19 protein-coding genes and 1 pseudogene are annotated in these 24,284 nt (G+C 73.5%); 10 read left to right on the top strand and 10 right to left on the bottom strand.

The window, feature by feature from the left end; genetic code table 11:
* Positions 1–97: 97 nt before the first annotated feature.
* From ABT336_RS09700 to ABT336_RS09690, 3 genes are all read left to right on the top strand, one after another.
* The gene (locus ABT336_RS09700; protein WP_350896103.1) at positions 98–685 is read left to right on the top strand and encodes a hypothetical protein; all 588 of its coding nucleotides are present in this window, start codon (positions 98–100) and stop codon (positions 683–685) included.
* 86 nt (positions 686–771) lie between these two features.
* On the top strand, positions 772–2,175 hold the full coding sequence (locus ABT336_RS09695; protein ID WP_350896102.1) for a class II 3-deoxy-7-phosphoheptulonate synthase: 1,404 nt from the start codon (positions 772–774) through the stop codon (positions 2,173–2,175).
* Positions 2,176–2,490: 315 nt separating this feature from the next.
* Positions 2,491–3,513 carry a threonine aldolase family protein gene (locus ABT336_RS09690; RefSeq protein WP_350896101.1) on the top strand — a complete coding sequence of 341 codons (1,023 nt, stop codon included), beginning with the start codon at positions 2,491–2,493 and terminating at the stop codon, positions 3,511–3,513.
* A gap of 69 nt (positions 3,514–3,582) precedes the next feature.
* On the opposite strand, the gene ABT336_RS09685 is transcribed toward ABT336_RS09690, so the two are convergent.
* Positions 3,583–4,446, bottom strand: a complete 864-nt coding sequence (locus ABT336_RS09685; RefSeq protein ID WP_350896100.1) for a deoxyribonuclease IV — start codon at positions 4,444–4,446, stop codon at positions 3,583–3,585.
* A 1-nt stretch (position 4,447) separates the two neighbouring features.
* Positions 4,448–6,424 carry a Stk1 family PASTA domain-containing Ser/Thr kinase gene (gene pknB / locus ABT336_RS09680; protein ID WP_350896099.1) on the bottom strand — a complete coding sequence of 659 codons (1,977 nt, stop codon included), beginning with the start codon at positions 6,422–6,424 and terminating at the stop codon, positions 4,448–4,450.
* 208 nt (positions 6,425–6,632) lie between these two features.
* Between pknB and ABT336_RS09675 the strand changes: the two genes are divergently transcribed.
* Complete coding sequence (locus ABT336_RS09675; protein ID WP_350896098.1) at positions 6,633–7,022, top strand: Rv2175c family DNA-binding protein; 390 nt, start codon at positions 6,633–6,635, stop codon at positions 7,020–7,022.
* Positions 7,023–7,191: 169 nt separating this feature from the next.
* On the opposite strand, the gene ABT336_RS09670 is transcribed toward ABT336_RS09675, so the two are convergent.
* Entirely contained in the window at positions 7,192–8,274 is a 1,083-nt protein-coding gene (locus tag ABT336_RS09670; RefSeq protein ID WP_350896097.1) for a polyprenyl synthetase family protein, read from the bottom strand.
* A gap of 137 nt (positions 8,275–8,411) precedes the next feature.
* Between ABT336_RS09670 and metF the strand changes: the two genes are divergently transcribed.
* Both metF and ABT336_RS09660 read left to right on the top strand, forming a co-directional pair.
* Entirely contained in the window at positions 8,412–9,323 is a 912-nt protein-coding gene (metF, locus tag ABT336_RS09665) for a methylenetetrahydrofolate reductase [NAD(P)H] (protein ID WP_350896096.1), read from the top strand.
* A 43-nt stretch (positions 9,324–9,366) separates the two neighbouring features.
* A complete protein-coding gene (locus tag ABT336_RS09660; protein WP_350896095.1) occupies positions 9,367–10,089 on the top strand; it encodes a CDP-alcohol phosphatidyltransferase family protein in 723 nt (240 codons plus the stop codon).
* A 4-nt stretch (positions 10,090–10,093) separates the two neighbouring features.
* On the opposite strand, the gene ABT336_RS09655 is transcribed toward ABT336_RS09660, so the two are convergent.
* The 7 genes and pseudogenes from ABT336_RS09655 to ABT336_RS09625 form a co-directional block, all read right to left on the bottom strand.
* Entirely contained in the window at positions 10,094–11,581 is a 1,488-nt protein-coding gene (locus ABT336_RS09655; protein WP_350896094.1) for a phytoene desaturase family protein, read from the bottom strand.
* Between the two features lie 10 nt (positions 11,582–11,591).
* Positions 11,592–12,719 carry a glycosyltransferase family 2 protein gene (locus ABT336_RS09650; RefSeq protein WP_350896093.1) on the bottom strand — a complete coding sequence of 376 codons (1,128 nt, stop codon included), beginning with the start codon at positions 12,717–12,719 and terminating at the stop codon, positions 11,592–11,594.
* Between the two features lie 4 nt (positions 12,720–12,723).
* A complete protein-coding gene (locus ABT336_RS09645; protein ID WP_350896115.1) occupies positions 12,724–13,509 on the bottom strand; it encodes a carotenoid biosynthesis protein in 786 nt (261 codons plus the stop codon).
* A gap of 125 nt (positions 13,510–13,634) precedes the next feature.
* Positions 13,635–14,192: pseudogene (locus ABT336_RS09640) on the bottom strand (GNAT family N-acetyltransferase); the annotation flags it as partial.
* The gene (locus ABT336_RS09635) at positions 14,189–14,908 is read right to left on the bottom strand and encodes a monooxygenase (RefSeq protein ID WP_350896114.1); all 720 of its coding nucleotides are present in this window, start codon (positions 14,906–14,908) and stop codon (positions 14,189–14,191) included. The gene ABT336_RS09635 and the pseudogene ABT336_RS09640, both read right to left, overlap by 4 nt.
* A gap of 361 nt (positions 14,909–15,269) precedes the next feature.
* On the bottom strand, positions 15,270–15,509 hold the full coding sequence (locus ABT336_RS09630) for a hypothetical protein (RefSeq protein WP_350896092.1): 240 nt from the start codon (positions 15,507–15,509) through the stop codon (positions 15,270–15,272).
* 145 nt (positions 15,510–15,654) lie between these two features.
* Positions 15,655–16,659, bottom strand: coding sequence for a trypsin-like serine peptidase (locus ABT336_RS09625; protein WP_350896091.1), 1,005 nt, complete (start codon positions 16,657–16,659; stop codon positions 15,655–15,657).
* 801 nt (positions 16,660–17,460) lie between these two features.
* Between ABT336_RS09625 and ABT336_RS09620 the strand changes: the two genes are divergently transcribed.
* The 4 genes from ABT336_RS09620 (at position 17,461) to ABT336_RS09605 (ending at position 24,133) form a co-directional block, all read left to right on the top strand.
* Entirely contained in the window at positions 17,461–17,910 is a 450-nt protein-coding gene (locus ABT336_RS09620; protein WP_350896090.1) for an SAV_6107 family HEPN domain-containing protein, read from the top strand.
* Between the two features lie 119 nt (positions 17,911–18,029).
* Positions 18,030–18,770: a DnaE2-dependent mutagenesis accessory factor ImuA' gene (imuA', locus tag ABT336_RS09615; protein ID WP_350896088.1), complete on the top strand. Its 741-nt coding sequence runs from the start codon at positions 18,030–18,032 to the stop codon at positions 18,768–18,770.
* Positions 18,767–20,545 (top strand): Y-family DNA polymerase, encoded by a 1,779-nt coding sequence (locus ABT336_RS09610; protein WP_350896087.1) that lies wholly within the window; start codon positions 18,767–18,769, stop codon positions 20,543–20,545. The genes imuA' and ABT336_RS09610 overlap by 4 nt, the downstream gene beginning before the upstream one ends.
* A gap of 168 nt (positions 20,546–20,713) precedes the next feature.
* Positions 20,714–24,133 (top strand): error-prone DNA polymerase, encoded by a 3,420-nt coding sequence (locus ABT336_RS09605; protein WP_350896086.1) that lies wholly within the window; start codon positions 20,714–20,716, stop codon positions 24,131–24,133.
* Positions 24,134–24,284 lie beyond the last annotated feature (151 nt).

Genomic DNA, 24,284 nt, shown 5'->3' with positions numbered 1-24,284 from the left:
TGCAAGTGGGTCGATGTGCCAAACTCGCTGTCACGGAGCGAGTCGGGACGACCCCGTCGCGTCGCTTCGGCCCCAGGCGACACCGACGGGAGGACCGATGCGGGTGGAGACCGGGAGGGCGGCGGTGGCCGTCGCCACGCTCGTGCTGTTGCCCGGCGCGCTCTTCGGGTGCGCTCTCGGCGGGGACGACCCCGACGCCCGGCCGAGCCCCACACCGAGCGAGGACGTCGACGCGAAGTCCCGCGAACGGGTCCAGGCCTACCTCGACGCGATGGTCGCCAAGGACGTCGCCGCCGGGCGTAACCAGCTCTGCACCCCGCTGTACGACGCCTTCGACGCGGGCGCCACCGGGCCGAACGGGGACTTCGCCGACCACTTCGAGGTCTCCGACGTCGCGATCACCGACGTCCGACGCGGCCCGCGCGGGCAGCAGGTCGACACCGTTCTGACTGTGACGGTGGGCACCAGGCAGGTGGTACGGGCGCTGGAGTTCACGGTCACCCGCAGCGGGGCCGACTGGTGCATCTCCGGTGAGGCGCCGGGCACTCCGAGCCCGCAGGCGTCGGAAACCCCGGCCACCGCGAGTCCGCAGGCGTCGGACGCCCCGGCCGCCCCTCCGAAGACCGCCGGCCCGACGGTCGGGACCGCCGCCGACGATCCCGACCTCAACGACGCCCCGGGCTGACCTGCCGGGCTTGTGCGGGTCGTCTCATCTGCCGGAACCGTCCCCCTCGGCGTGGCGATCGGACCCGTTCGCCGTACGCTTTCGACATGCGCCAAGAGTGGCACCAGCTGAGCCATCCCGGGGTGGACAACCCCGGCCTGCAGACCAGCCGACCGACGGTGGACACCGAGGACGCCGCCCTCGGCCTGGACCGCTGGCGGGACCTGCCCCGTGCACAGACCCCGCCGTGGCCGGACCAGACCCAGGTCGCCGAGGTCTGCCGGGTGCTCGACACAGTGCCCTCGGTCGTCGCCCCGTACGAGGTCGACGAGCTCCGGCAGCGCCTCGCCCTGGTCTGCGAGGGCAAGGCGTTCCTGCTCCAGGGCGGTGACTGCGCCGAGACCTTCGCCGACAACACGGAAAGCCATCTGCTGGCCAACTCCCGCACCCTGCTCCAGATGGCGATCGTCCTCACCTACGGCGCGTCCCTGCCGGTGGTGAAGGTCGCCCGGGTCGCCGGGCAGTACACCAAGCCCCGCTCGCTGCCGACCGACGCCCGAGGGCTTCCCGCGTACCGCGGGGACATGATCAACTCGCTGGAGGCGACCCCGGAGGCCCGGGTCGCCGACCCCCAGCGCATGATCCGGGCGTACGCGAACTCCGCCGCCGCGATGAACATGCTCCGGGCGTACCTCGCCGGAGGACTGGCCGACCTGCACGCCGTGCACGACTGGAACAAGGGCTTCGTGCGCAACTCCCCGGCCGGGGAGCGGTACGAGGCGATCGCCCGGGAGATCGACCGGGCCATGGCCTTCATCAGGGCCTGCGGGATGACGAACGACGAGGCCCTGCGGCGGGTCACCCTCTACTGCTCCCACGAGGCCCTGGCGCTGGAGTACGACCGGGCTCTCACCCGGGTCTCCGACAACCGGGCGTACGGCCTGTCCGGGCACTTCCTCTGGATCGGCGAGCGGACCCGGCAGATCGACGGCGCGCACATCGACTTCATCTCCCGGATCGCCAACCCGATCGGGGTCAAGATCGGTCCGGGGACCAAGCCCGACGAGGCGATCGAGCTGTGCGAGAAGCTCAACCCGGACAACATCCCCGGTCGCCTCACGCTGATCAGCCGGATGGGCAACCACAAGGTGCGCGACGTCCTGCCGGCGATCGTCGCCAAGGTCCACGCGTCCGGTGCCAAGGTGGTCTGGCAGTGCGACCCGATGCACGGCAACACCCACGAGTCGTCGAACGGCTACAAGACCCGGCACTTCGACCGGATCGTCGACGAGGTGCTCGGCTACTTCGAGGTGCACCGGGGCCTGGAGACCCACCCCGGTGGCCTGCACGTCGAGCTGACGGGTGAGGACGTCACCGAGTGCCTCGGCGGGGCGCAGAACATCGCCGACCTCGACCTGCCCGGCCGGTACGAGACCGCCTGCGACCCGCGCCTGAACACCCAGCAGTCGCTGGAACTGGCCTTCCTCGTCGCGGAGATGCTCCGAGGGTGACGCGAGGAGTGAGCTTGCGAGCCCCGCAGTCGGCGCCCGGAGGGTTGGTGCTGTGGGTGACGCGAGGAGTGAGCTTGTGAGCCCCGCAGTCGGTGCCCGGAGGGTTGGTGCTGTGGGTGACGCGAGGAGTGAGCTTGTGAGCCCCGCAGTCGGTGCCCGGAGGGTTGGTGCTGTGGGTGACGCGAGGAGTGAGCTTTGTGAGCCCCGCAGTCGGTGCCCGGAGGGTTGGTGCTGTGGGTGACGCGAGGAGTGAGCTTGTGAGCCCCATAGTCGGCCCCCGGAAGGGTGGTGCTGTGGTGACGGAAGGATGATCTTGTGACTGTCGATCTGCGTTCGGACACGGTGACCCGGCCGACCCCGGGGATGCGGGCGGCGATGGCCGGGGCTGACGTCGGCGACGACGTGTACGGCGAGGACCCGACCGTCAACGCGCTGGAGGCCCAGGTCGCGGCGATGTTCGGGCACGAGGCGGCGATGTTCGCCCCGTCCGGGTCGATGGCGAACCAGATCGCCCTGCAACTGCTGGTGTCGCCCGGCGAGGAGTTGCTCTGCGACGCCGACGCGCACGTGGTGACGTACGAGATGGGGGCCGCCGCCGCGTACGGGGGGATCTCCTCCCGGACCTGGTCACCGGCGGGGGCGGACATCGACCCGGTGACGGTGACCGCCATGATCCGCCCGGCGGGCTACCACGCGGTGCCGACCCGGGCGATCGCCGTCGAGCAGACCCACAACCGGGGTGGCGGCGGGGTGATCCCACTGGACACCCTGCGGGAGCTGCGTCGGGTCGCCGACGACTCCGGGATCGCCCTGCACTGTGACGGGGCCCGGATCTGGCACGCCCACGTCGCCGACGGCGTCGGCCTGCGGGAGTACGGCCTGATCTTCGACACCCTGTCGGTGTGCCTGTCGAAGGGGCTCGGGGCGCCGATCGGGTCGGTGGTGGTCGGCAGTGTCGAGAGAATCGAGCGGGCCCGGGTGATCCGTAAGCGGATGGGGGGCGGCATGCGTCAGGCAGGTGTGCTCGCCGCCGCCGGCCGGTACGCCCTGGACCACCACGTCGACCGCCTCGCCGAGGACCACGTACGGGCGGCCCGGCTGGCCGAGGCGGTCGCCCCGTTCGGGGTGCTCGCCGCCCCGGTCCGCACCAACCTCGTACCGCTGGATCTGTCCAAGTCGGCGCTCGACGCACCGGCCGTGGCGGCTGCGGCCCGCGCCGAGGGGGTGCTGATCTCGGTCCTCGGGCCGAGCGTCGCCCGCCTCGTCACCCACCTTGACCTCGACGACGCGGGCGTTGAGCACGCGGCCGAGGTGTTGACCCGCATCCTGCGGGGCTGATCCGTCCGGTCCCCGGCGGGGTGGGTGTCGCCGCCCCGCCGGGTCAGGGCCGCAGACGCTCCCGCAGGGTCAGGGCCGCAGGCGCTTGAGCACCGCGATGTCGGCGGCGTGCCCCTCGTTCCGGTCGCCGCTGGGCGTCTCGACCAGGACCGGCACCCCGGCGGTGGCGGGGTGGGTCATCAGTTCGGCGAAGGCCGGCTCCCCGATGGAACCCTTGCCGATCGACTCGTGGCGGTCCCGGGTGGAGCCGCAGAGGTCCTTCGAGTCGTTGGCGTGCACCAGGCGCAGCCGTTCGGCCCCGACGGTGGCCACCAACGTGTCCAGGGTCCGGGTCATCCCGCCTTCGGCGGCCAGGTCGTGGCCCGCCGCCCAGGCGTGACAGGTGTCGAAGCAGACCCCCATCCAGGGGTGCCGGTCCACAGCGTCCAGGTACGGCCCGAGGTGTTCCACCCGGGAGGCGAGCGACCGCCCGCCGCCCGCGCTCGGCTCGACCAGGAGCCGGGGACCCCCGGTGGCCATCGCCTCGTCAAGCAGCGGCAGGAGCGCGGCCCGGACCTGCTGCATCGCCGCCTCGGCGTGCCCGGCGTCGACGGCGCTGCCGGCGTGGAAGACCACCCCGGCGGCCCCGATCGCGGCTCCCCGACGCAGCCCGTGCGCCAGGGCCTCGGTCGACCTGCGGACCGTCTCGGGGGTGGGGGAGCCGAGGTTGACCAGCAGGCTGGCGTGGATGAACACCGGCAGGCCCCGCTCGGCGCAGCCGGCCCGGAACAGTGCGTCCTGCCCGGGATCACCGGGCGGCAGCGCCCAGCCCCGGGAGTTGGCCACGTAGACCTGGACCACCTCGGAGCCGATCTCGTCCGCGTACGGCAGAGCCGCCTTGGCCAGTCCGCCGGAGGTCGGGGTGTGCGAGCCGACCGGTCTGTGCTCGGTCATGTCAGAAGCATCCGATGGTGATCTGGGTGCCCGAGGGCACCTGCGAGTTCTCGCCCGGGTTCTGGAACCGGACCGTGCCGTTCGGGTTGAACTGCACAGCCACCGGGAAGCCCTGACTCTCCAACTGCTGCTTCGCCTCCTGGCAGGGCAGGTCGACCACCCTCGGCACCGCCACCTGCGGTGGCCCCTTGCTGACCTTGAGCTTGACCTTGGCGTCCTTCTCGACCCCGGCCCCGTTCTTCGGGTCCTGGTCGAGGACCTCGTCGCGTGGCTTGTCGGAGTCCGTGTACTCCTCGGTCACTTCGAGGCCGAGGCCGGACAGGGTCGACCGGGCCTCGTTGAGGTTCTTGCCGACCAGGTTCGGCACCGTGATCGGCGCCCGACCCTTGCTGAGGATCACGGTGATCTTCGTGTCCGGTCGGACCTCCTCACCGGCCTTGGGGTCGGTCGCCACGACCACCCCCTCCGGGAGGCTGTCGTCGTACCGGGCGTTGCCCTTCTCGATAACCAACCGGGCGTTGAGCAGGTCCGTCTCGGCCAGGTCGAAGTCCTTGCCGACCACGTCGGGGACGGGGAAGCTCTCCGGACCGAGGGAGAGGGTGAGGGTGATCCGGCCGCCCTTGAGGACCCGTCCCGCCGAGGCGGGCTCCTGTCGGACCACCCCGTCGCGGGGCACCTCCGGGTGGAACTGCGGATCGTCGTAGACGACGGTGAAGCCGCCCCGCGCGGCCTGCGCCTCCGCCTGCGCCTTCGTCAGCGCGACGAGCTCGGGGGCGACCGTGTAGCGGCCCACCCCGAACCACCAGCCACCGACGGCGGCCACCAGTCCCAGGACCACGATGACGGCGGCGATGCCGAGCCGGCCCTGTGACCCGGCGGCGATCTTCGCCCGGACCGCCTGCAACCTCTCACCGAGGCCGCCGGACGGGGTCGCCCGGCGTCGGTGCGGGCGGCTCTCCTGCTCCGGCAGCCGGGCCCAGGTGGGTCGCTGAGCCGGTTGCAGCGCCGCCACCGCCATTGTCGGCTCGGCCATCGGCGGGACGTCGGTGATCCGCCGGATGACAGCCGTCTGGGTGTTCGGGTCGCCCAGGTCCTCCCGGGCCGTCTGCACCTCGGACAGGAGCGCACCGGCGTCGGTGGGCCGGGCACCGGGTTCCCGTCGGGTGGCCCGTGCCACGAGGTCGTCGACAGCCCGGGGCAGGGCCGGCACCAGTGTCGACGGGGCGGGTACGTCCCGGTCGACGTGCTGCCAGGCGACGTCGACGGGTCGGTTGCCCTCGTACGGCACCCGGCCGGTGACCATCTCGAACAGCACGATCCCTGCGGAGTAGACGTCACTGCGGGCGTCTGCCCGGCCCTCGGTGACCAGCTCCGGTGCGACGTACGCGACGGTGGCCATCAACTGGTTGCCGCTGGCCTCGTCCGCGCTGGCCTCGACGGCCCGGGCCAGCCCGAAGTCGGCGACCTTCACCACCCCGTCGACCAGGTTGGCCACGCCCCCGGTCGGGGCCTCGGCGACGAGCACGTTCTCCGGTTTGACGTCCCGGTGCACGAGTCCCGCCCGGTGCGCGGCGGTGAGGGCGGCGAGCATCTGCTCGGTGATCGCCAACGCCTCGTCCGGGTTCAACCGGCGGCGCTCGGCGAGGACCTCACGCAGCGTCCGCCCCCTGACGTACTCCATGACCAGGTAGGGCAGGCCGTTGTGGATGCCCTGGTCGTAGACGGCGACCACGTTGGGGTGGGTCAGCCGGGCGATCGTCTTCGCCTCGTCGGTGAACCGCCGGACGAATCCGGGACCCCGGTCCCGGGCGTCGGGCGCCTGGGTCGGGTGGATGATCTTGACGGCCACCGTGCGCTCAAGGCGCTCGTCGGTGGCGGTGTAGACGGTCGCCATGCCACCACGGGCTACGCGACTGCGAATGCGGTAGCGCCCGTCGAGCAGCGAGCCCAGGAGTGTGTCGGCGACCTGTGTGTCCATCGGCGAGAAGTGTAAGTCTCCGTAAGGGGAAGGTGGTACAGGATGCTACGCCCCGGGGGCGACATCCGGAGTCCCGACGCGTCCGGGCAGGTCACAGTCGGTACGACAGGTGCGTTTCCGGCGCCGGACGGCCGAGCGGGACGACGGCGTTCGGGCTCGTCCGGGGTGCCGATGGCGGCCGGACGGCGGCGCGTGGCAGGGTGATCGGGTGAGTGAACCCGTACCCGCCGACGCCGCCCCGGCCGACTCCGACCTCCCCGGCCCCGCCGACCCCGCCGCGTGGCTGACGCTGCCCGACGTCGCCGAGCGGCTCGACCTGTCGATCAGCAAGGTCCACCAGCTGATCCGGGATCGTGAGCTGCTGGCCTTCCGCCGTGACGGGGTCCGCCGGGTCCCCGCCGACCTGGTCGCCAACCCGACGGTGCGCAAGCACCTGCCCGGGGTGATCCACCTGCTCACCGACGCGGGCTACGACGACGAGGCGATGCTGCGCTGGCTCTACGAGGCCGACGACACCCTCTCCGGCACCCCGGCCGCCGCGCTCGGCGGCCCCCAGGCGAGGGAGGTCAAGCGCCGCGCCCAGGCGCTCGGCTTCTGACGACCGGCGGGACCCGGGCTGCCCGCCACCCCCGTGTCGATCCCGCCGTCTGCGTCCCCCGGCCCGGGTCGGCGTCCGTCTGCGTCCCCCGGTCGGGTCGGGTCGGCGTCCGTCGGACGGGTCGGAGTCGGAGGACGGGTCGGCGTCGGGCGGGCGGTCGCGGACCGGCTCAGTCCGCCCGGCGGGTGGCGGCGATGGCCAGGTCGACCAGGGCCTGGCGGGCCTCGGTGCCGAGGTCGACGGCGGCCAGGGCGGCGAGCGCGGCGTCGGTCAGGGTGACGATCCGCTGCTCGGTGCGCTCCAACGCCCCGCTGGTCACGATCAGCTCCCGCAGCCGGGCCACCCCCGCCTCGCCCAACGCGGAGTCGCCGAGCCGACCGAGCAGCACCTCCCGGTCGGCGGCGTCGAGCGCCTCGGCCGCCGCCGCGATCAGGTAGGTCCGCTTCCCCTCGCGCAGGTCGTCGCCGGCGGGCTTGCCGGTCTGCGCCGGGTCGCCGAACACCCCCAGGACGTCGTCGCGCAGCTGGAACGCCTCCCCCAACGGCAGCCCGTACGCCGAGTAGGCGGTCCGGACGTCCTCCGGGGCGTCGGCGAGCGCCGCCCCCAGCAGCAGGGGGCGCTCCACCGTGTACTTGGCCGACTTGTACCTGGCGACCTTGCCGGCGCGCTCCAGCGAGGTGTCCCCGGTGGCCTGGGTCAGCACGTCGAGGTACTGCCCGACGGTGACCTCGGTCCGCATCAGGTCGAAGACCGGCCGGGCCCGGGCGATGGTCTGCGGGGGCAGCCCGGCCGAGTGCAGCAACTCGTCCGACCAGACCAGGCAGAGGTCGCCGAGGAGGACCGCCGCCGCCTCGCCGAAGCCGTCCGGGTCCCCGCCCCAGCCGGAGTCGCGGTGTCGGGTGGCGAACCGGCGGTGCACCGACGGCACCCCCCGCCGGGTCTCCGACCGGTCCATCAGGTCGTCGTGGATCAGTGCGCTGGCCTGGACGAACTCCAGCGCGGCGAGGGCTGTCACCACCTGGTCGGAGTCGGTGCCGCCGGCACCTCGGAAGCCCCAGTAGGCAAAGGCCGGCCGGAGCCGCTTGCCGCCACCCAGCACGAACGCCTCGATCGCCTCGGCCACCGGGTTCAGGGCGGCGTCGACCCCGGCCATCCAGACCCGCTGGTTGGTGAGGAACTCCGTCAGGGCCTTGTCGATGCGGTGGCGGAGGTCAGCGCGGTCGACGGGGGAAACAGGAGCAGCGTGGGTCACGCCACGACGCTATCCGGTCCCGGTCGGTCCTGGCGCGTCACCACCCGTGCGACGCGCGGCTCGACCGGTACGGCCGCCGACGGCGGCGGGCGTGGGACGGTCCTGGCGTCGATGGGGATTACGGCTAGAGTCGAGACGTGGCACTCGGTCTTCCCTCGGTCCTTCCCCCGCAACCGGCGATCGGGGAGCTGGTCCGTGCCGGCCAGACCTTCTCGTTCGAGTTCTTCCCACCCAAGACCGAGCAGGGCGAGAAACTGCTCTGGCAGGCGATCCGGGAGCTGGAGTCGCTGCGTCCGTCGTTCGTGTCGATCACCTACGGCGCGGGCGGCACGACCCGGGACACCACCGTCGCGGTCACCGAGCGGGTGGCCACCGAGACGACGCTGCTCCCGATGGCCCACCTGACCGCTGTCAACCACTCCGTCGCCGAGCTGCGCAACGTCGTGGGCCGGCTCGCCGGGGTGGGGGTGCGCAACGTCCTCGCGGTCCGGGGTGACCCGCCGGGCGACCCGACCGGGGACTGGGTACGCCACCCCGAGGGGGTGCTCTACGCCGAGGACCTGGTCCGCCTGGTCCGCGACTCGGGCGACTTCAGCGTCGGAGTGGCCGCCTTCCCCTACAAACACCCCCGGTCGGCGGACGTGGACAGCGACACCGAGCACTTCATCCGCAAGTGTCGGGCCGGTGCCGACTTCGCGATCACCCAGATGTTCTTCGACGCCGACGACTACCTGCGCCTGCGGGACCGGGTCGCGGCGGCGGGCTGCGACACGCCGATCCTGGCCGGGGTGATGCCGGTCACCCAGATCCGCACCATCGAGCGTTCCGTGCAGTTGTCCGGTGCGCCCTTCCCGACGGCTCTCGCCGAGCAGTTCGACCGGATCCGCGACGACCCGGAGGCGGTCCGGCGGCTCGGCGTCGAGCAGGCCAGCGAGATGTGCCGACGGCTGCTTGACGAAGAGGTGCCCGGGATCCACTTCATCACCCTCAACCGCTCCACCGCCACCCGGGAGGTCTGGCAGAACCTCCAGGTGGGCAGCCGAGTCTGAGGCTCCGGCCACGCCACCTTCGCCGCGCTGCCATAGTTGATCAGTGGTGGGCACCCAGCTGAGTTGGCACGAGTACGCGACCGAGTGGGCGCGGCTGCACGGCGGTTTCGACCCCCGGACGGCGGCGCCGGTGGTCCGTGGCTGGCTGCGCCTGGCCTACCACATCGGGTACGTGTTGGGTCGGCTACGGGTGACCCCCACCGCTGTCACGGCGGCCGGGGTGCTGCTCTGCTTCTGCGTACCGCTGCTCGTGGGACGCCCGGGAGACGGACCGTTCCTCGGCGCGTTCTTCGTGCTCCTCGCCTCGGTGGCCGACAGCGTCGACGGCGCGGTGGCGGTGACGACCCGACGGACCAGCCGACTCGGCTACGTCTACGACTCGGTCGCCGACCGACTGGGCGAGGTCGCCTGGCTGCTCGCGTTCTGGCTGCTCGGCGCCCCGGGAGCGCTGGTGGTCGCCGGGGGCGCGCTCTCCTGGCTGCACGAGTACGTCCGGGCCCGCGCCGTCTCGGCCGGGATGCGGGAGATCGGCGCGGTGACGGTCGGAGAGCGGCCCACCCGGGTCTGTGTGGCCCTGGTGGGGCTGCTGGTGACCGGGCTGGCCGGGATGATCCAGGCGGATCTGACAGCCGGTACCGCCACCATGGCCGGCGCGGTCTGGGTCCTGCTGGCCGGGTTCGGGTTCGGGCAGCTGCTCTCCGCCGTCCGTCGGGTCCTGCTCGACGCCGACTCCACGCCCCCCGCTCCCGCCCCCGCCGGGAAGTGACGCCCTACACCGCCGGGCCGATCTCGGTGGCGACGATCTGCGCGGAGAGGGTGACCATCGGCAGCCCGCCGCCCGGGTGGCTGGAGCCGCCGACCAGCCAGAGCCCGTGCACCGGCCCCCGGTTCGCCGGGCGGAGCAGCCCGCCCGCCGTACCGTAGATCGTTCCGCCCGGTGCGCCGGTCCCGGCGGCCAGGTCGGCGGGGGTGCGGATCTCCCGGAACACCACCCGGTCCCGCACGTCGGTACCCCGCTCGGCGAGCACGTCGAGGACCCGGTCCGCGTACGCCTGCGCCAACCCCGGTCGACGCCAGTCCACGGCGCCAGTGGCCGTGCCGTGGCGGGCCGCGTTGACCAGGACGAACCAGGCCTCGTGCCCGTCGGGGCGGACCGTCGGGTCGTCGGCCACGGTGACGAAGACTGTCGGGTCGGCGGCCGGTCGGGCCGGTGCCCCGCGCCCCGGGTCACCGAAGACCGCGTCGAACTCGGCGTCGTAGCGGGTGGGGAAGAAGACGTTGTGGTGGGCCAGCCCGGAGTCGCCGCGTACCCCGAGCAGGAGCACGAAACCGGCGAGGCTGCGATCGGTGAGTTCGGCCAGCCGACGCGGGTCGGGCAGGAGGTCCCGGTAGACGGTGAGTGCGTCGACGTTGGCCACCACCACGTCGGCCGGCAGGGGCGCGGTGGCCCCCGCCAGGCGTACCCCGTGGACCCGTCCACCGGCGGCGTCGATCCGGGTGACGGTGGTGCCGGTCTGCACCACCACGCCCAGGTCCAGACAGCGCGACAGCAGCGCGTCGGCGAGGGTGCCCAGCCCGCCGCGCAGGTACCACCCACCGAAGGCCAGCTCGGCGTAGGGGACCGCGAGCAGCGCGGCGGGAGCCCGACGCGGGTCGGCGCCGGTGTAGGTGGCGTACCGGTCCAGCAGCATCCGCAGCCGGGGTTCGTGCAGGTGCCGTCGGCCCAGCCCGCGCAGGGTCCGACCCGGGGCGATGGCGGCCAGGTCACCCAGGCGCCACGCCAACCCGGCCAGGTCCCGGGGGGAGTCGACGCGCCGCCGCAGGATGTCCCGCCAGGAGGCGTCCCAGATCCGTGCCGAGCGCTGCCAGAGTCGCTGCCAGTCGGCGACCGCCCGATCCCCGAACGCGACCCCGATCCGCTCGGCGAAGACCTCCGGGTCGGCACAGGAGTCCAGGGTGGGCCCGCCGTCGGCGAAGACGTGCCGCACGATCGGGTCCAGCCCGACCAGGTCGAGGTACTCGTCGAGTTTCGCCCCGGTCGCCTCGAACAGGTCGTGGAAGACCTGGGGGAGGGTCAACAGGCTCGGCCCGGTGTCGAAGTGGAACGACCCGGCCGGGGTGTCGTGGACGTACCGGCCGAGTTTGCCGCCGACCGTCTCGGCCTGTTCGCAGACCGTGACCTCGTGTCCGGCGGCGGCGAGCCGGGCTGCGGTGGCCAGCCCACCCACGCCGGCACCGACGACCACGATCCGTGCCATGCCGCGCCTCCTAGGTGACCGGGCGGCCCCGCCAGGACAGCTGCCGCCGCTTCCGCAGATGGTACGACCGGACGAGAAGCAAGCCGAGGACCACGACGGACACCGGGTGTGCCAACGGGTCGGGCCACCACCGTCCACCTGTGGACCGGGCACTGATCATCCGCCCGGCCACCCCGAACAGGTAGCCCGCCCAGGCGGTCACCGCCACCGTCGGCGCACCGGCCAGTACGGCCCCGACCGCCACCACCGGAGGCAGCGTGTAGAAGGCGAGCAGACCGGCCAGCACCGCCGCCGCCGCGCCCGGGTGTCCGAAGACGGCCCAGAGCGACTTGCTGTACCCGTCACGCAGCTGCGCCCAGTTCTCGTACATCCGGCAGGTGGCCAGCCGGGAACCGTCGGCCAGGGCGATCCGCCCGCCCGCGCGCTTCACCGCCCGGGCCAGTTCGACGTCCTCCAGGATCTGGTGCCGGACCGCCGCGTGACCCCCGGCCGCTGTGTAACCGGCCCGGTCCACCACCAGGAACTGGCCGCCCGCCGCTGCCAGCGACGGCCGGGCCGACCGTTCCATCGCGCGCAGCGGCAGGAAGGTCAGCCACAGCCACTGCAACAACGGCTGGACCAGCCGCTCGGCCACCGACTCGACGACGATCCGGGGGTACGGCGTCAGCAGGGTGGCCCCGGCCGCTCGCAGCTCACCGACCGCCGCCGCGACCCCGTCCGGGGCGAGCACCACGTCGGCGTCGACGAAGACCAGCACACCGGCGGTCGGGTCGGCGGAGACCGCCAGTTGGTGACAGGCGTGCGGCTTGCCCAGCCATCCGGGGGGCGGGGCGGCCCCGGTGAGCACCGTGACCCGGGGATCCCCGTCGACCACCCGCCGGACCACCTCGGCGGTGCCGTCGGTGGAGCCGTCGTCGAGCACCACGATCCGCAGGTCGGGTACGCCCCGCTGGGCCAGCAACGCCTGGAGGCAGGGGGTCACCCGGGTGGCCTCGTCGCGCAGCGGCAGCAGCACCGCCACCGCCTCGGTGGTCCCGCCCGGCGCGGCGGTCGGCCGTCGCAGCCACCGGGTGGCGTTCACCCACGTGTGGGCGGTGAGCGCCGCGACGCCGAGGACCAGGGCGATCAGGACGACCACGGCGTCACCTCGGTGCGCGCCGCGCCCGGGCGAGCAGCACCGCGAGCGGAAGCGCCGTCACCGCCATGCCGACCCCGCCCCAGACCGCCGAGGCGGGCAGGTCGAGGAAGACCGCGTGGGCCAGCACGCTGGAGAAGTACGTCCACAGGTAGAGCGCGTACATCGGGTGGTCGGCCGGCCCGGTCCGGTCGACGTCCGGCCCGGCCAGCGGGCGCAGCGCGGTCATCATCGCGACGGCGAAGAGCAGCCAACCCAGGTAGTTGCTGATCGGGATGCCGGGCAGGCCCGGCAGGGCGGGCGTGGGGTCCAGCCACCGCCAGTGCCCCTCGGCGACCATCTGCGGGTCGAGGAAGAGGTCCCAGGCGGCCAGGCCGACGGTGGCCAGTGCGATCCGGGCCAGCCGCCGTGGCCCGCCCGGGGCGAGACGCCCGGTGAGCCGGACCGCTGCCAACCAGGCCGGCCAGGCCATCCAGGTCCAGGCCAGCGGAATGATCAACGGTACCCCGGCCAGTTTCGGGCCGAGCTGCCCGGAGTAGTCGTAGGTGCCGAAGGGGAAACCGGTGGCCACCCCCAGCGCCTCGATGGCGAACCCGCCGCCGGTGGCCACCGTCACCAGCGCCACGGCAGTCCGGGGACCCCTGGTGAGCAGGGCGTGGGTGACCGAGAGCAGGTAGCCCAGCAGTACCGTGGCGACGGTCAGCCGGGCCCGGGTGGTGCCGTCGGTCAGCGGGTAGCAGATCTGGGCCAGGATCAGGGTCCCCAGCAGGAGCCAGGGCAGGTGCCGGCGAATCACGGCGTGACGCTCGGTCCGGGCCCTACGCCGCCGGTCCGGGACTCGGCGGGGGTGGACTCGGCGGGGACGGGCCCGGCCACGGCGGCGTCGGCCGGAGCGGAGCCGACCGCAGCGGCGTCGGTCGGAGCGGACCCCGTCGGGGCGGGCAGTGGCAGGTCCCGGCCGAGCACCCCGAAGGGCCGTTCGTCACCGGGGAACCGGAAGTCGCGTAGGACGTCGACGAAGCCGAACCGCCGGTACAGTCGCCACGCTCGGGAGCGCTGTTCGTCGGCCTCCGGGGTGGAGAGCAGAGTGGTGCTCCCCGAGGCCAGGGTCAGCAGGGCGCGCAGCTGCCGGGCCCCCACTCCGTGGCCCTGCGCCGGTGGTCGGACGTGCAGCTCCACCACCTCGAAGCAGTCGGTCAGCCACCGCTGCCGGGCCGCCGGTTCCAGGGCCCGGTGCACCTGGTCGTGCCACCACTGACCGGCGGTGCCCTGGTAGCCGTACCCGAAGCCGGCCAGGTGCCCCTCCCGGCTGAGGGTCGCGACGGCGCGGAAGCCGGGCCGTCGGACGTGGGTGGCGATGTAGCCGCGCCGGACCTCCAACAGGTCGGCGCGGTAGTTCATCGCCTCCCCGTAGACGGCGACCACGTCGTCCAGCCGTCGGAGGAGATCGTCCGGTGTCCACCGCACCAACCTCACGCCTGCCCGCCCTTCGTCTCCTCCACGTCGCCCCCGGCGACCCAACCCAGCACGGTCCGGTCCCCGACGACGTCGTGTATCGCGAACCGCGCGAAGAGCTCCTCGGCGTACCACCCGGCGCTCTCCGTCCGCGTGATCGCGGCGCGATGCTCGGGCTGACGGTACGCGAACCGGACCAGGTCCGCCGGATCGCGCCACACGGTGACGGTGCCCTGCCAACCCACCGGGGCCTCGCCCACCCCGAAGCGCGCGAGCAGGCCCGGGGCGGCGTGCAGGGCGGCGGCCACCGGGGGGACCGCCCGCCAGAAGGTGACCGCCCGGCTCGGGCGGAGCCGGGCCCGGGTGAGGGCCAGGACCGGACCCTCCGACCGGCCGCCGGGCGGGTCACCGAACGGACGTCGGCCGGACCACTCGCCGCGACTGGTGAGCGGGCGCAGGTCCACCCGGACCGCCGAGGTGGCGATCCGGGCCCAGGCCAGCCCGACCGGGGAGGTGTCGAACCGGGCGGCGGCACCGGGGGAGTCCCAGACGGTCAGGGCCGCCCACCGGGTCGGATCGGCGTCACCGGGTCCGAACCCGGTCCCGGTCCCGGTGCCGAGCAACTTGCCGAACCGTACGCCGTCGACGGCCCGCAACCGGCGCGGGTCCACCGCCATCCGGACCAGCGCCCGGGGCAGCGCCGTCCGGGGAACCCGCCAGACGTGCAGGGTGACCAGCTCCGGAGTGCCCTGCCCGGTGGCCGGTCCCGGAGTGCCCTGCCCGGTGACGAGGTCCGCAGGGCTCTGCCCGGTGACCGGGTCCGCAGGGCTGTGCGCGCGGTCGGGGTTCACGCCGTCTCGACGGCGGTGCCGCTCGGGTGTTCCTGCATGCCGCCATTCTTCCCGGTGGCCCTCGGGTGTTCCCCGCCGGGCGGAACGGGACCGACGGATCAGGCGCGGTGCGGCGTCTCGTGTGCCGGTATCAGGACTCGCCGGACTCCCCGCCCGGGTCCGACCCCTCGGTCGGTCAGGGCCTGCGGCCTTCGCCCGGTCAGGGCTCGCGGTCCTCGGCGGGTCAGGGCTCGCGGCCTTCGCCGGGTCAGGGCTCGCGGCCCTCGGGCATCGGGGCGGGGGCGGCGTCACGCATCCGCTCCGGGGTCCAGTGCTCCCCGGCCCCGTCGGGGCGGGCGGGCGACCGGGTCGTCTCGGTGATCCCGGCGGACGCCCCGGGGCCCGAGGCGTGGTCGCCTCCGGCGCGCAGCAGCCCGGCCACCCCGGCGGCACCGCCGAGCAGTGCGACGACAGCGACCCCGGCGAGGATCATGGCTCGACCGGACACGGGGGCACCTCCTTCAATGTGATCCGCTTTCACGTCATTCGTTCACCATAGCCATTCTGGCACGTGCGGACGTCCGCCGGAACCGAAACGGGGCGCCCCCACCGGGGCGCCCCGTCTCGTGAATTGTTCTACCGTTTTCCCGGTGTCACCAGGTGCGGCCGGCGTACGCCCGGTAGAGCGTTCCGACCACCGCGTCGGAAAAGTGCGGAGAACCGATGTACGAAGGGTTGTCCTTGTTGTTGGTGTAACTGGTCACCCCGTGCACGTCACCGATTCTGGTGGTGTTGTCGTACCGGTAGTACCAGGGTCCGCCACTCGATCCGCCACCCCACGGGCAGCCCATCTCGATCCGGTTGCTGCCGGCGTCGGAGGAGGTGCCGGAGCAGACCCACTGCGTCTCCCCGCCACCCCGGTTGCTCGGGTAGCCGAAGATGTCGTACCGGTAGGTCCGGCCACCGCCGGTGAGCAGCCCGTTTCCGCCGACAGCGTCCACCACCGAGCGGGTGCCGTGGACCAGGGCGACGCCGACGTCGTACTGCCGCTCCCGGGTGTTGATCCACCCGGTCGGGACGGCCAACGTGGACCAGGTCCAGGTGCCGTACGGCTGTGTCCCGTTGCGGTAGGAGGGGACGAACAGCCAGTTCGCGGTGTGCCAGGTCCGGCCGGGTCCGTCGTGCAGGCAGTGGGCGGCGGTGAACACCATGTTGCGGGCGGTGCTGTTGACCACGCTCGCCGAGCAGTAGTTGCCCTGACCGGTGGTGGAGTTGACGAAGAAGATCTTCCCCACGGTGATCGACTCGTTGAGTTGGAGGGCCCGTCGGGCGGCCTCGGCCGGTGCGGCCACCCCAGTGGCGTGCCGTACCACCGGGCCGGGCCGGGGGAGCGGGGACAGCGTGCCCCCGGGCGGTGCGGCGGTCTCGTCCAGGGGCGTCGCCGTGGTCAGCCGCTGCGGCGTCCAGTAGCGGGCCGGGTCGGCGGTGGTCCCGGCGGTCCGGGTGACCCGGGTGGTGCCGGCCTCCCGCGCGGCGGTCGGAGTCGGCGCGGTGGTGACCGCGGCAGCCGCGCCGGTGGAGAACACCAACGGTACGACGAGTGCGAAAAAGATCAGCAACCGTCGACCGGTGCTGTTGCGGATCGGAATGTGCTGCACGTCTCCTCCGGTCTTTCAGGGAAATGCGGTGGTCATTTGTCGAACGATGTCGACAGCGAAGCAGCGCGCCATTATTGGTGTCAACGGAGCATGTGATTTCCGGCCTGTCGTACACCGGACGTGCCTTTCCCGGGGTCTCTCGGTGCGGGTTCTCGATCCATCCGGACGGTCGATCGCGGCCGGGGTGGCCGTCGGTTGCCCGACCCTGGGGCGGCCCCCGGCCCCCGAGACCCGCTCGGCGTGGGGGCGGGCCACGGTCCCCGGTCGCCCGTCCCCGGTCACTCGTCCCCGGTCGCCGCGGGCCGCTCGTGTGGTGTGGGCGTCGGGTGCCCGTGCCGCAGTGCCCGCCGACCTGGGTTCATCCACCACGCCGGATCGCTCGGCACGTTGCGCTTTCGTCCGCCGGGAGGTGTACTGTCGGCAGTGTTAGAACGGGTGTTCGATTGAGGGGTGAGGTTCGCAGCTTCACCCGAGGTCGAGCGCGTTCCGACGACCGGAAGTGGTGTTTCGCGGCACCGGCTTCCGGCGGGCGTGGTTCCGCGGGCCGCGCCAGGTGCCAGGCAGTCGCGAGCCCGGTGCCGTCAAGGCAGGAACGCCACCCGCCGCCCACGACCCCCGGGCGGCGGGTGGCGAACCCGCCGGTACAGCCGGCCGGGTGTGGTGTGGGGAAGCTCCGCACCCGGCCGGTCACCACCACGGCGCGTCTTCCTCCGCGCCGATCGACCCGGTCGTCTCGGCCGACGGTTCCGACGAACCGCCGTCGCCGGGGTGGCCGCATCGACGAACGCGGAGGAGACGACAATGCCGACAAGCCCGGCTCCGGTGCCGACGGTGCCCGCCCACACGCTGCCGCACCGCACTGCGCCCCAGCTTCTCGCGGTGGCCCGACGAGGGTTGGCCGAGGCCGCCCAGACCCGCCCCGACGGCCTGCGCTACGCCGCCGCCCACCTGGCCGCCCTGCGCGCGGCGGCTGCCGTCCTCGCCGTCCGTGCCCGCCCCGCACCCACCCGACGTGGCCGGATCACCAGCGTCTGGGTCCTGCTCTGCGGTGTCGCCCCCGAGCTGGACGAGTGGGCCGCCTTCTTCGCCGCCGCCGCCGGTAAGCGGGCCGCCGCCGAGGCCGGCATCCCCCGGGTGGTCACCGCCCGGGAGGCCGACGACCTGCTCCGGGCCGCCGAACAGTTCGTCTCCGTGGTGGAGGCGGCGCTGCGGGTGGCCCACCAACCGGCGCTCGACGGCCTCGCCGCGTGAACCCGCCGCCCTGGTGAACCCACCTGCTGCCCGCCCCCACCGACAGTCATCGGTCGGTGGGGGCGGCGGCACCGATCGACAGCAACCCACACTCGACGGCACGACGGGGGGAAGTTCCGATGGCGGGCCGCATGGTGGTCGGCTCCACCGCGCTCGCCGGCCTGGTGCGTCCGGCGAGCGCACCGGACCCGGCCGGGAGCCACCGGCTCCTGCCGGTGGCTCCCGAACTCACCGGTCTGCTGCCCAGCCGGGGCCTGCGTCGGGGGAGCACCGTCGCGGTCGCCACCGGTCGACCCCGGGCCGGTGGCGGCACGTCACTGGTGTTGGCACTGCTCGCCGAAGCATCCCGGGCCGGATCGTGGTGCGCGGTGGTGGGGGTGCCGACCTTCGGTGTGGGCGCGGCGGCCGAGCTGGGGATCGACCTGGACCGGCTGGCCCTGGTGCCGGACCCCGGGCCGGAGTGGCCGACCGTCGTCGCCGCCCTGATCGACGGGGTGGACGTGGTGGTCACCGCAGTGCCGGGTTCGGTGTCCCCGTCGGTCGCCGACCGACTGGCCGCCCGGGCCCGACAGCGGGGCAGCGTGCTCGTGCCGTACGGACGGTGGGACGGAGCCGACGTCACACTGCGGGTGGTCCGGGGAGTCTGGGAGGGGCTCGGCAGTGGGCGGGGAAGGCTGCGGCGACGTGAGGTGACAGTGGCCGCCCGGGGTCGCGGGGCCGCCGCCCGACCCAAGGAGATCAAGATCTGGCTACCCGGGGAGCACCTCACCCGGGTCCTTCCCGCGCCGACCGTCCCCGGCCGCCCGGTCGCATCTGTGGTACGAGCGGGCGGGCTGGCGCACCCGGGCGGTGCCGGATGACCGACACACCCTCGCGCATGCTGCTGCTCTGGTGCCCGGACTGGCCGGTGCTGGCCGCCGAGATCGTCGACGGGGTGCCGGCCACCGGTCCGGTCGCCGTCCTCCGCGCCAACCGGGTCCTCGTCTGCTCGGAGCAGGCCCGCGCCGAGGGCGTGCGCCGAGGGCTGCGCAAACGGGAGGCGCAGGCACTCTGCCCGCAGTTGACTGTCGTCGAGCACGACCCCGGCCGGGACGCCAGCGCCTTCGAGCCGGTGGTGGCCGCCGTCGAGGACCTGGTCGCCGGGGTCGAGGTGGCCCGGCCCGGGGCCTGTGTGGTGGCCGCCCGGGGTCCCGCCCGGTACCTCGGCGGTGAGGAGGCGGCAGCCGAACGGATCATCGAACACGTCGCCCAGACCTGCGCGGTGGAGAGCCAGGTGGGCATCGCCGACGGGGCGTTCGCCGCCGGGCTGGCCGCCCGTACCGGCCGGATCGTCCCGCCGGGGGCGACGCCGCAGTTCCTGGCCGACCTGCCGGTCGAGGCGCTGGGCCGCCCGGCCCTGGCCGACCTGCTGCGCCGGCTGGGGATCCGTACCCTGGGCGGTTTCGCGGCGCTGCCCCCCGGCGACGTCCTGGCCCGGTTCGGCTTCGACGGCGGGCTGGCCCACCGGCTCGCCGCCGGTCGGGACCACCGGCCCCTCGCCCCCCGGCGACCCCCGGCCGACCTGACGGTGACCGCCGACTACGACGAGCCGCTCGACCGGGTCGACACCGCTGCCTTCGCCGCCCGGATGCTCGCCGAACGATTCCACGACCGACTCACCGGGCACGGTCTGGCCTGCTCCCGGCTCGGCATCGAGGCGGTCACCGCGCACGGGCAGGAACTGCACCGGGTGTGGCGCCACGACGGCCTGCTCACCGCCGCCGCCGTCGCCGACCGGGTGCGGTGGCAGCTCGACGGCTGGCTCTCCGGGACCAGCCGTCGGTCGTCGGTGCGCCAGTCCGGCCCGACGGCCGGGATCGTCCGGCTGCGGCTGGTGCCCGACGGGTTGATCACCCAGGTCGGACTGCAACCCGGCCTGTGGGGGGAGGCGGGTGAGGAGCAGGCCCGGGCACATCGGGCGCTCAACCGGGTCCAGGGCATCCTCGGCCCGGAGGCGGTGGTCACCGCGGTACTGGGCGGCGGACGTGCCCCGGCCGACCAGGTCCGTCTGGTGCCCTGGGGCGACGAACGGCCCCCGACCGGGTCACCGCAGCCGACCAGCGTGCCCCGGTCGGGAAAGACTGCCCGGTCGGGGGCCACGTCCCGGTCGGGAAGGGTGGCCCGGTCGAGGGCTGGGGCTGGGGCTGAGTCGGGGAGTGCGGCCCGGTTCGGGGCTGAGTCGGGGAGCGCGACTCGTCCGGGGGCGGGGTCGGGGAGCGGAAGGGCGGGCGGCGCGGGCGGCGCGGGCGGCGCGGGCGACCCGGCGATCGCGCCGTGGCCGGGGCGGCTCCCGGCACCCTCGCCGGCGGTGGTGCTGCCGAGCCCGCTCGTCGCGAGCGTCCGGGACGTCGCCGGTCAGCCGGTCGGGGTGAGCGCCCGGCTCCAGCTCACCGCCGCCCCAACGCAGGTGCTGGTGGACACGGCCAAGCCGGTGGAGATCACCGGGTGGGCCGGCCCCTGGCCGGTGGACGAGCGCTGGTGGGCGCCGGACGAGGGACGTCGACGTGCCCGGTTCCAGGTGAGTCTGGCGGACGGTACCGCTCTGCTCCTGGCGGTGGAGGCCGGCCAGTGGCTGGTGGAGGCGATCTATGACTGAACCTCGACACCGTCCCCCCGCCTTCCGACCCCGCCATGTGGATCTTGGAAGGTTTCGGCCCCTGTGCGGGCCCCTGTGCGGGCCGGAACCTTCCAAGACCCAGGCGCGTCCCGGCTCTGGCCGTGGTGAGGCGGTCGGAGGCGACGAGCACGCCCGGGGACCGGTCCGGTGAGCTTTCACAACCCGAAACTGCCCTGGTCGGAGCTGGAACGGGTGCTCTCCGGCCGCCCCAGCAGGATCAACACCGGCGGCGGCAGTCCCGGCGGCGGCAACACCGGCAGCAGCGGTGGCGGTAAGCGGCACCTGCACGTGGTGGATCCGCTCACCGTCGACGCCGACGGCGGGGACGCACCGGCCTGGAGTCGCAGTCGTCAGCCGTACCAGCCGCCGGCCGGTCGGTCGGGGGGACCGTCGACCGGGAACACGGTGCCCTACGCCGAGCTGCACGCCCACAGCAACTTCAGTTTCCTCGACGGGGCCAGTCACCCGGAGGAGCTGGCCGAGGAGGCCGCCCGGCTGGGGTTGACAGCCCTCGCCGTCACCGACCACGACGGTTTCTACGGGGTGGTCCGGTTCGCCGAGGCAGCCCGGGAACTGCACCTGCCCACCGTCTTCGGCGCGGAACTCTCCCTCGGGCTGCCCGGCCCGCCCGACGGGGAACCCGATCCCCCCGGTACCCACCTGTTGCTGCTCGCCCACGGCCACGAGGGGTACGCCCGCCTCGCCCGCACCATCGCCCGGGCGCAGCTGCGGGGTGGGGAGAAGGGGCGCCCGGAGTACGGGGAGGTGGAGGAGATCGCCGCCGAGCTGCGGGACCACGTCCTGGTGCTCACCGGCTGCCGTAAGGGGCACGTACCGGCGGCCCTGCTCACCGAGGGGGTGGAGGCGGCGGCCCGGGAGTTGGACCGGCTCACCGCCCTGTTCGGGGCGGAGATGGTGGCGGTGGAGCTGACCGACCACGGCCACCCGGTCGACGCCGACCGTAACGACGCCCTCGCCGAGTTGGCCACCGCCGCCGGGCTGCCCACAGTGGCCACCAACAACGTGCACTACGCCACCCCGGGGAGGCGGCGGCTGGCCACCGCGATGGCGGCGGTCCGGGCCCGGCGCAGCCTGGACGAGATCGACGGGTGGCTGCCCGCCGCCGGCACCGCCCACCTGCGCAGCGGGGCCGAGATGGCGCAGCGGTTCGCCGGGTACCCGGGTGCGGTGGCCCGGGCTGCCGAGTTCGGCGCGGAGCTCGCCTTCGACCTGCAACTGGTCGCGCCGCAGCTGCCTGCCTACCCGGTTCCGGGCGGGCACACCGAGATGAGTTGGCTGCGGCGGCTCACCCTGGAGGGGGCCCGGGACCGGTACGGACCGCCGGAGGCGCACCCCGAGGCGTACGCGCAGCTGGAACACGAGCTGAACATGATCGAGAGGCTGGGTTTCCCCGGCTACTTCCTGGTGGTGTACGACATCGTCACGTTCTGCCGGGAGCAGGACATCTACTGCCAGGGGCGGGGGTCGGCGGCGAACTCGGCGGTCTGCTATGCGCTGCGGATCACCAACGTGGATGCGGTCCGGCACCGGCTGCTGTTCGAGCGCTTCCTCGCCCCGGAGCGGGACGGCCCGCCCGACATCGACGTGGACATCGAGTCGGACCGTCGGGAGGAGGTGATCCAGCACGTCTACGCCAGGTACGGCCGGGAGCACACCGCCCAGGTCGCCAACGTCATCTCGTACCGGCCCCGGTCGGCGGTGCGGGACGTCGCCAAGGCGTTCGGGTTCTCGCCCGGACAGCAGGACGCCTGGAGCAAACAGATCGACAGGTGGGGTTCGGTGGCCGCAGTGGACGTCGAGGGCATTCCCGAGCAGGTGGTGGCGTACGCCAACGAGTTGCAGACAGTCCCCCGGCACCTGGGCATCCACTCCGGCGGAATGGTGATCTGCGACCGGCCGGTGATCGAGGTGTGCCCGGTGGAGTGGGGTCGGATGCCGGGCCGCAGCGTGCTCCAGTGGGACAAGGACGACTGTGCCGCAGTCGGTCTGGTCAAGTTCGACCTGCTCGGCCTGGGCATGCTCTCGGCCCTGCACTACGGCTACGACCTGATCGGGGCCACCCTCGACCTGGGCGACATGACCCTCGACGACCCCGAGGTGTACGACATGCTCTGCCGGGCCGACTCGGTCGGGGTGTTCCAGGTGGAGAGCCGGGCCCAGATGGCCACCCTGCCCCGGTTGAAGCCGCGCGAGTTCTACGACCTGGTGGTGGAGGTGGCGCTGATCCGGCCGGGCCCGATCCAGGGCGGGTCGGTGCATCCGTACATCCGGCGCAAGAACGGCCAGGAGCCGGTGACGTACGCCCATCCGTTGATGCGCAACGCGTTGGAGAAGACCCTCGGCGTGCCGCTGTTCCAGGAGCAGCTGATGCAGCTCGCCATCGACCTGGCCGGGTTCGACGCGGCCGGGGCCGACCAGCTGCGCCGGGCGATGGGGTCGAAACGGTCGGTGGAGCGGATGGAACGGATCGCCGACCGGCTCTACACCGGGATGGCCGAGCGGGGGATCACCGGCGAGCTGGCCGACGACGTCTACCGCAAGCTCACCGCGTTCGCCAGTTACGGCTTCCCGGAGAGCCACGCGATGAGTTTCGCCTATCTGGTGTACGCCAGCTCCTGGCTCAAGCGTTACCATCCCGGCCCGTTCCTGGCCGCCCTGCTCAACGCCCAGCCGATGGGCTTCTACTCACCGCAGACCCTGGTCGACGACGCCCGCCGACACGGTGTCGAGGTACGCCGTCCGGACGTCAACGCCAGCGGGGTGGGGGCGACCCTGGAGGCCACCCCGAGCACCCGGTGGGGCAGTCGGGCGGGGGAGCCGCCCCACTCCTGGGGTCTCGGCGGTCCGGTCGTCCGGTTGGGACTGTCCGGGGTGCGGACCCTCGGCGACGAGGTGGCGGAGCGGATCACTGCGGAACGGGCGGCGGGTGGGCCGTACCGGGACATGCCGGATCTGGCCCGGCGGGTCGGTCTGACCGCCGGACAGCTGGAGGCGTTGGCCACCGCTGACGCCTTCGCCGGTTTCGGGTTGACCCGCCGGGAGGCGCTCTGGGCGGCGGGGGCGGCGGCCCAGGACCGGCCGGATCGGCTGGCGGGCACTGTCACCGGGGCCGACGCGCCGATGCTGCCGGGGATGGCGGCGGTGGACCGGCTGGTCGCCGACGTCTGGGCGACCGGGCTCTCCCCGGAGAGCCACCCGGCCCGGTTCGTCCGCGACCACCTCGACGCCGTCGGGGCGGTGCCGATCGCCCGGCTGGGGCGGGTGGAGCCGGGTCGACGGATCCGGGTCGGCGGGGTCGTCACCCACCGGCAGCGCCCGGCCACCGCCGGTGGGGTGACCTTCCTGAACCTGGAGGACGAGACCGGGATGCTCAACGTGACCTGTTCGCCGGGGCTGTGGCAGCGGTACCGCCGGGTGGCCCGGACCAGCGCCGCCCTGGTGGTGCGGGGCCGGTTGCAGCGGCACGAGGGGGTCACCAGCCTCACCGCCGACCGGCTCGACGCGATCGAGACCCCGGTACGTCAGCCCTCCCGGGACTTCCGGTGAGCCGCCCGCACCCGTGGGCGTCGGCAATGTCACAGCGGTGTTTACCGAAGCGCCTGTCGGGAGAGATCCCCGCGTAGGCATCCTGCGGGATCATCTTGATGATCTCGTGGGTACCGGCGAAGATCTGGTAACCCCGTCGCCCGGTGAAAGG

It is taken from the genome of Micromonospora sp. NPDC000207, assembly GCF_040300925.1.
Taxonomy (GTDB): Bacteria; Actinomycetota; Actinomycetes; order Mycobacteriales; family Micromonosporaceae; genus Micromonospora.
Note: the sequence above shows the minus strand (reverse complement) of the source record. Positions and strands in the feature narration are given on the sequence as shown.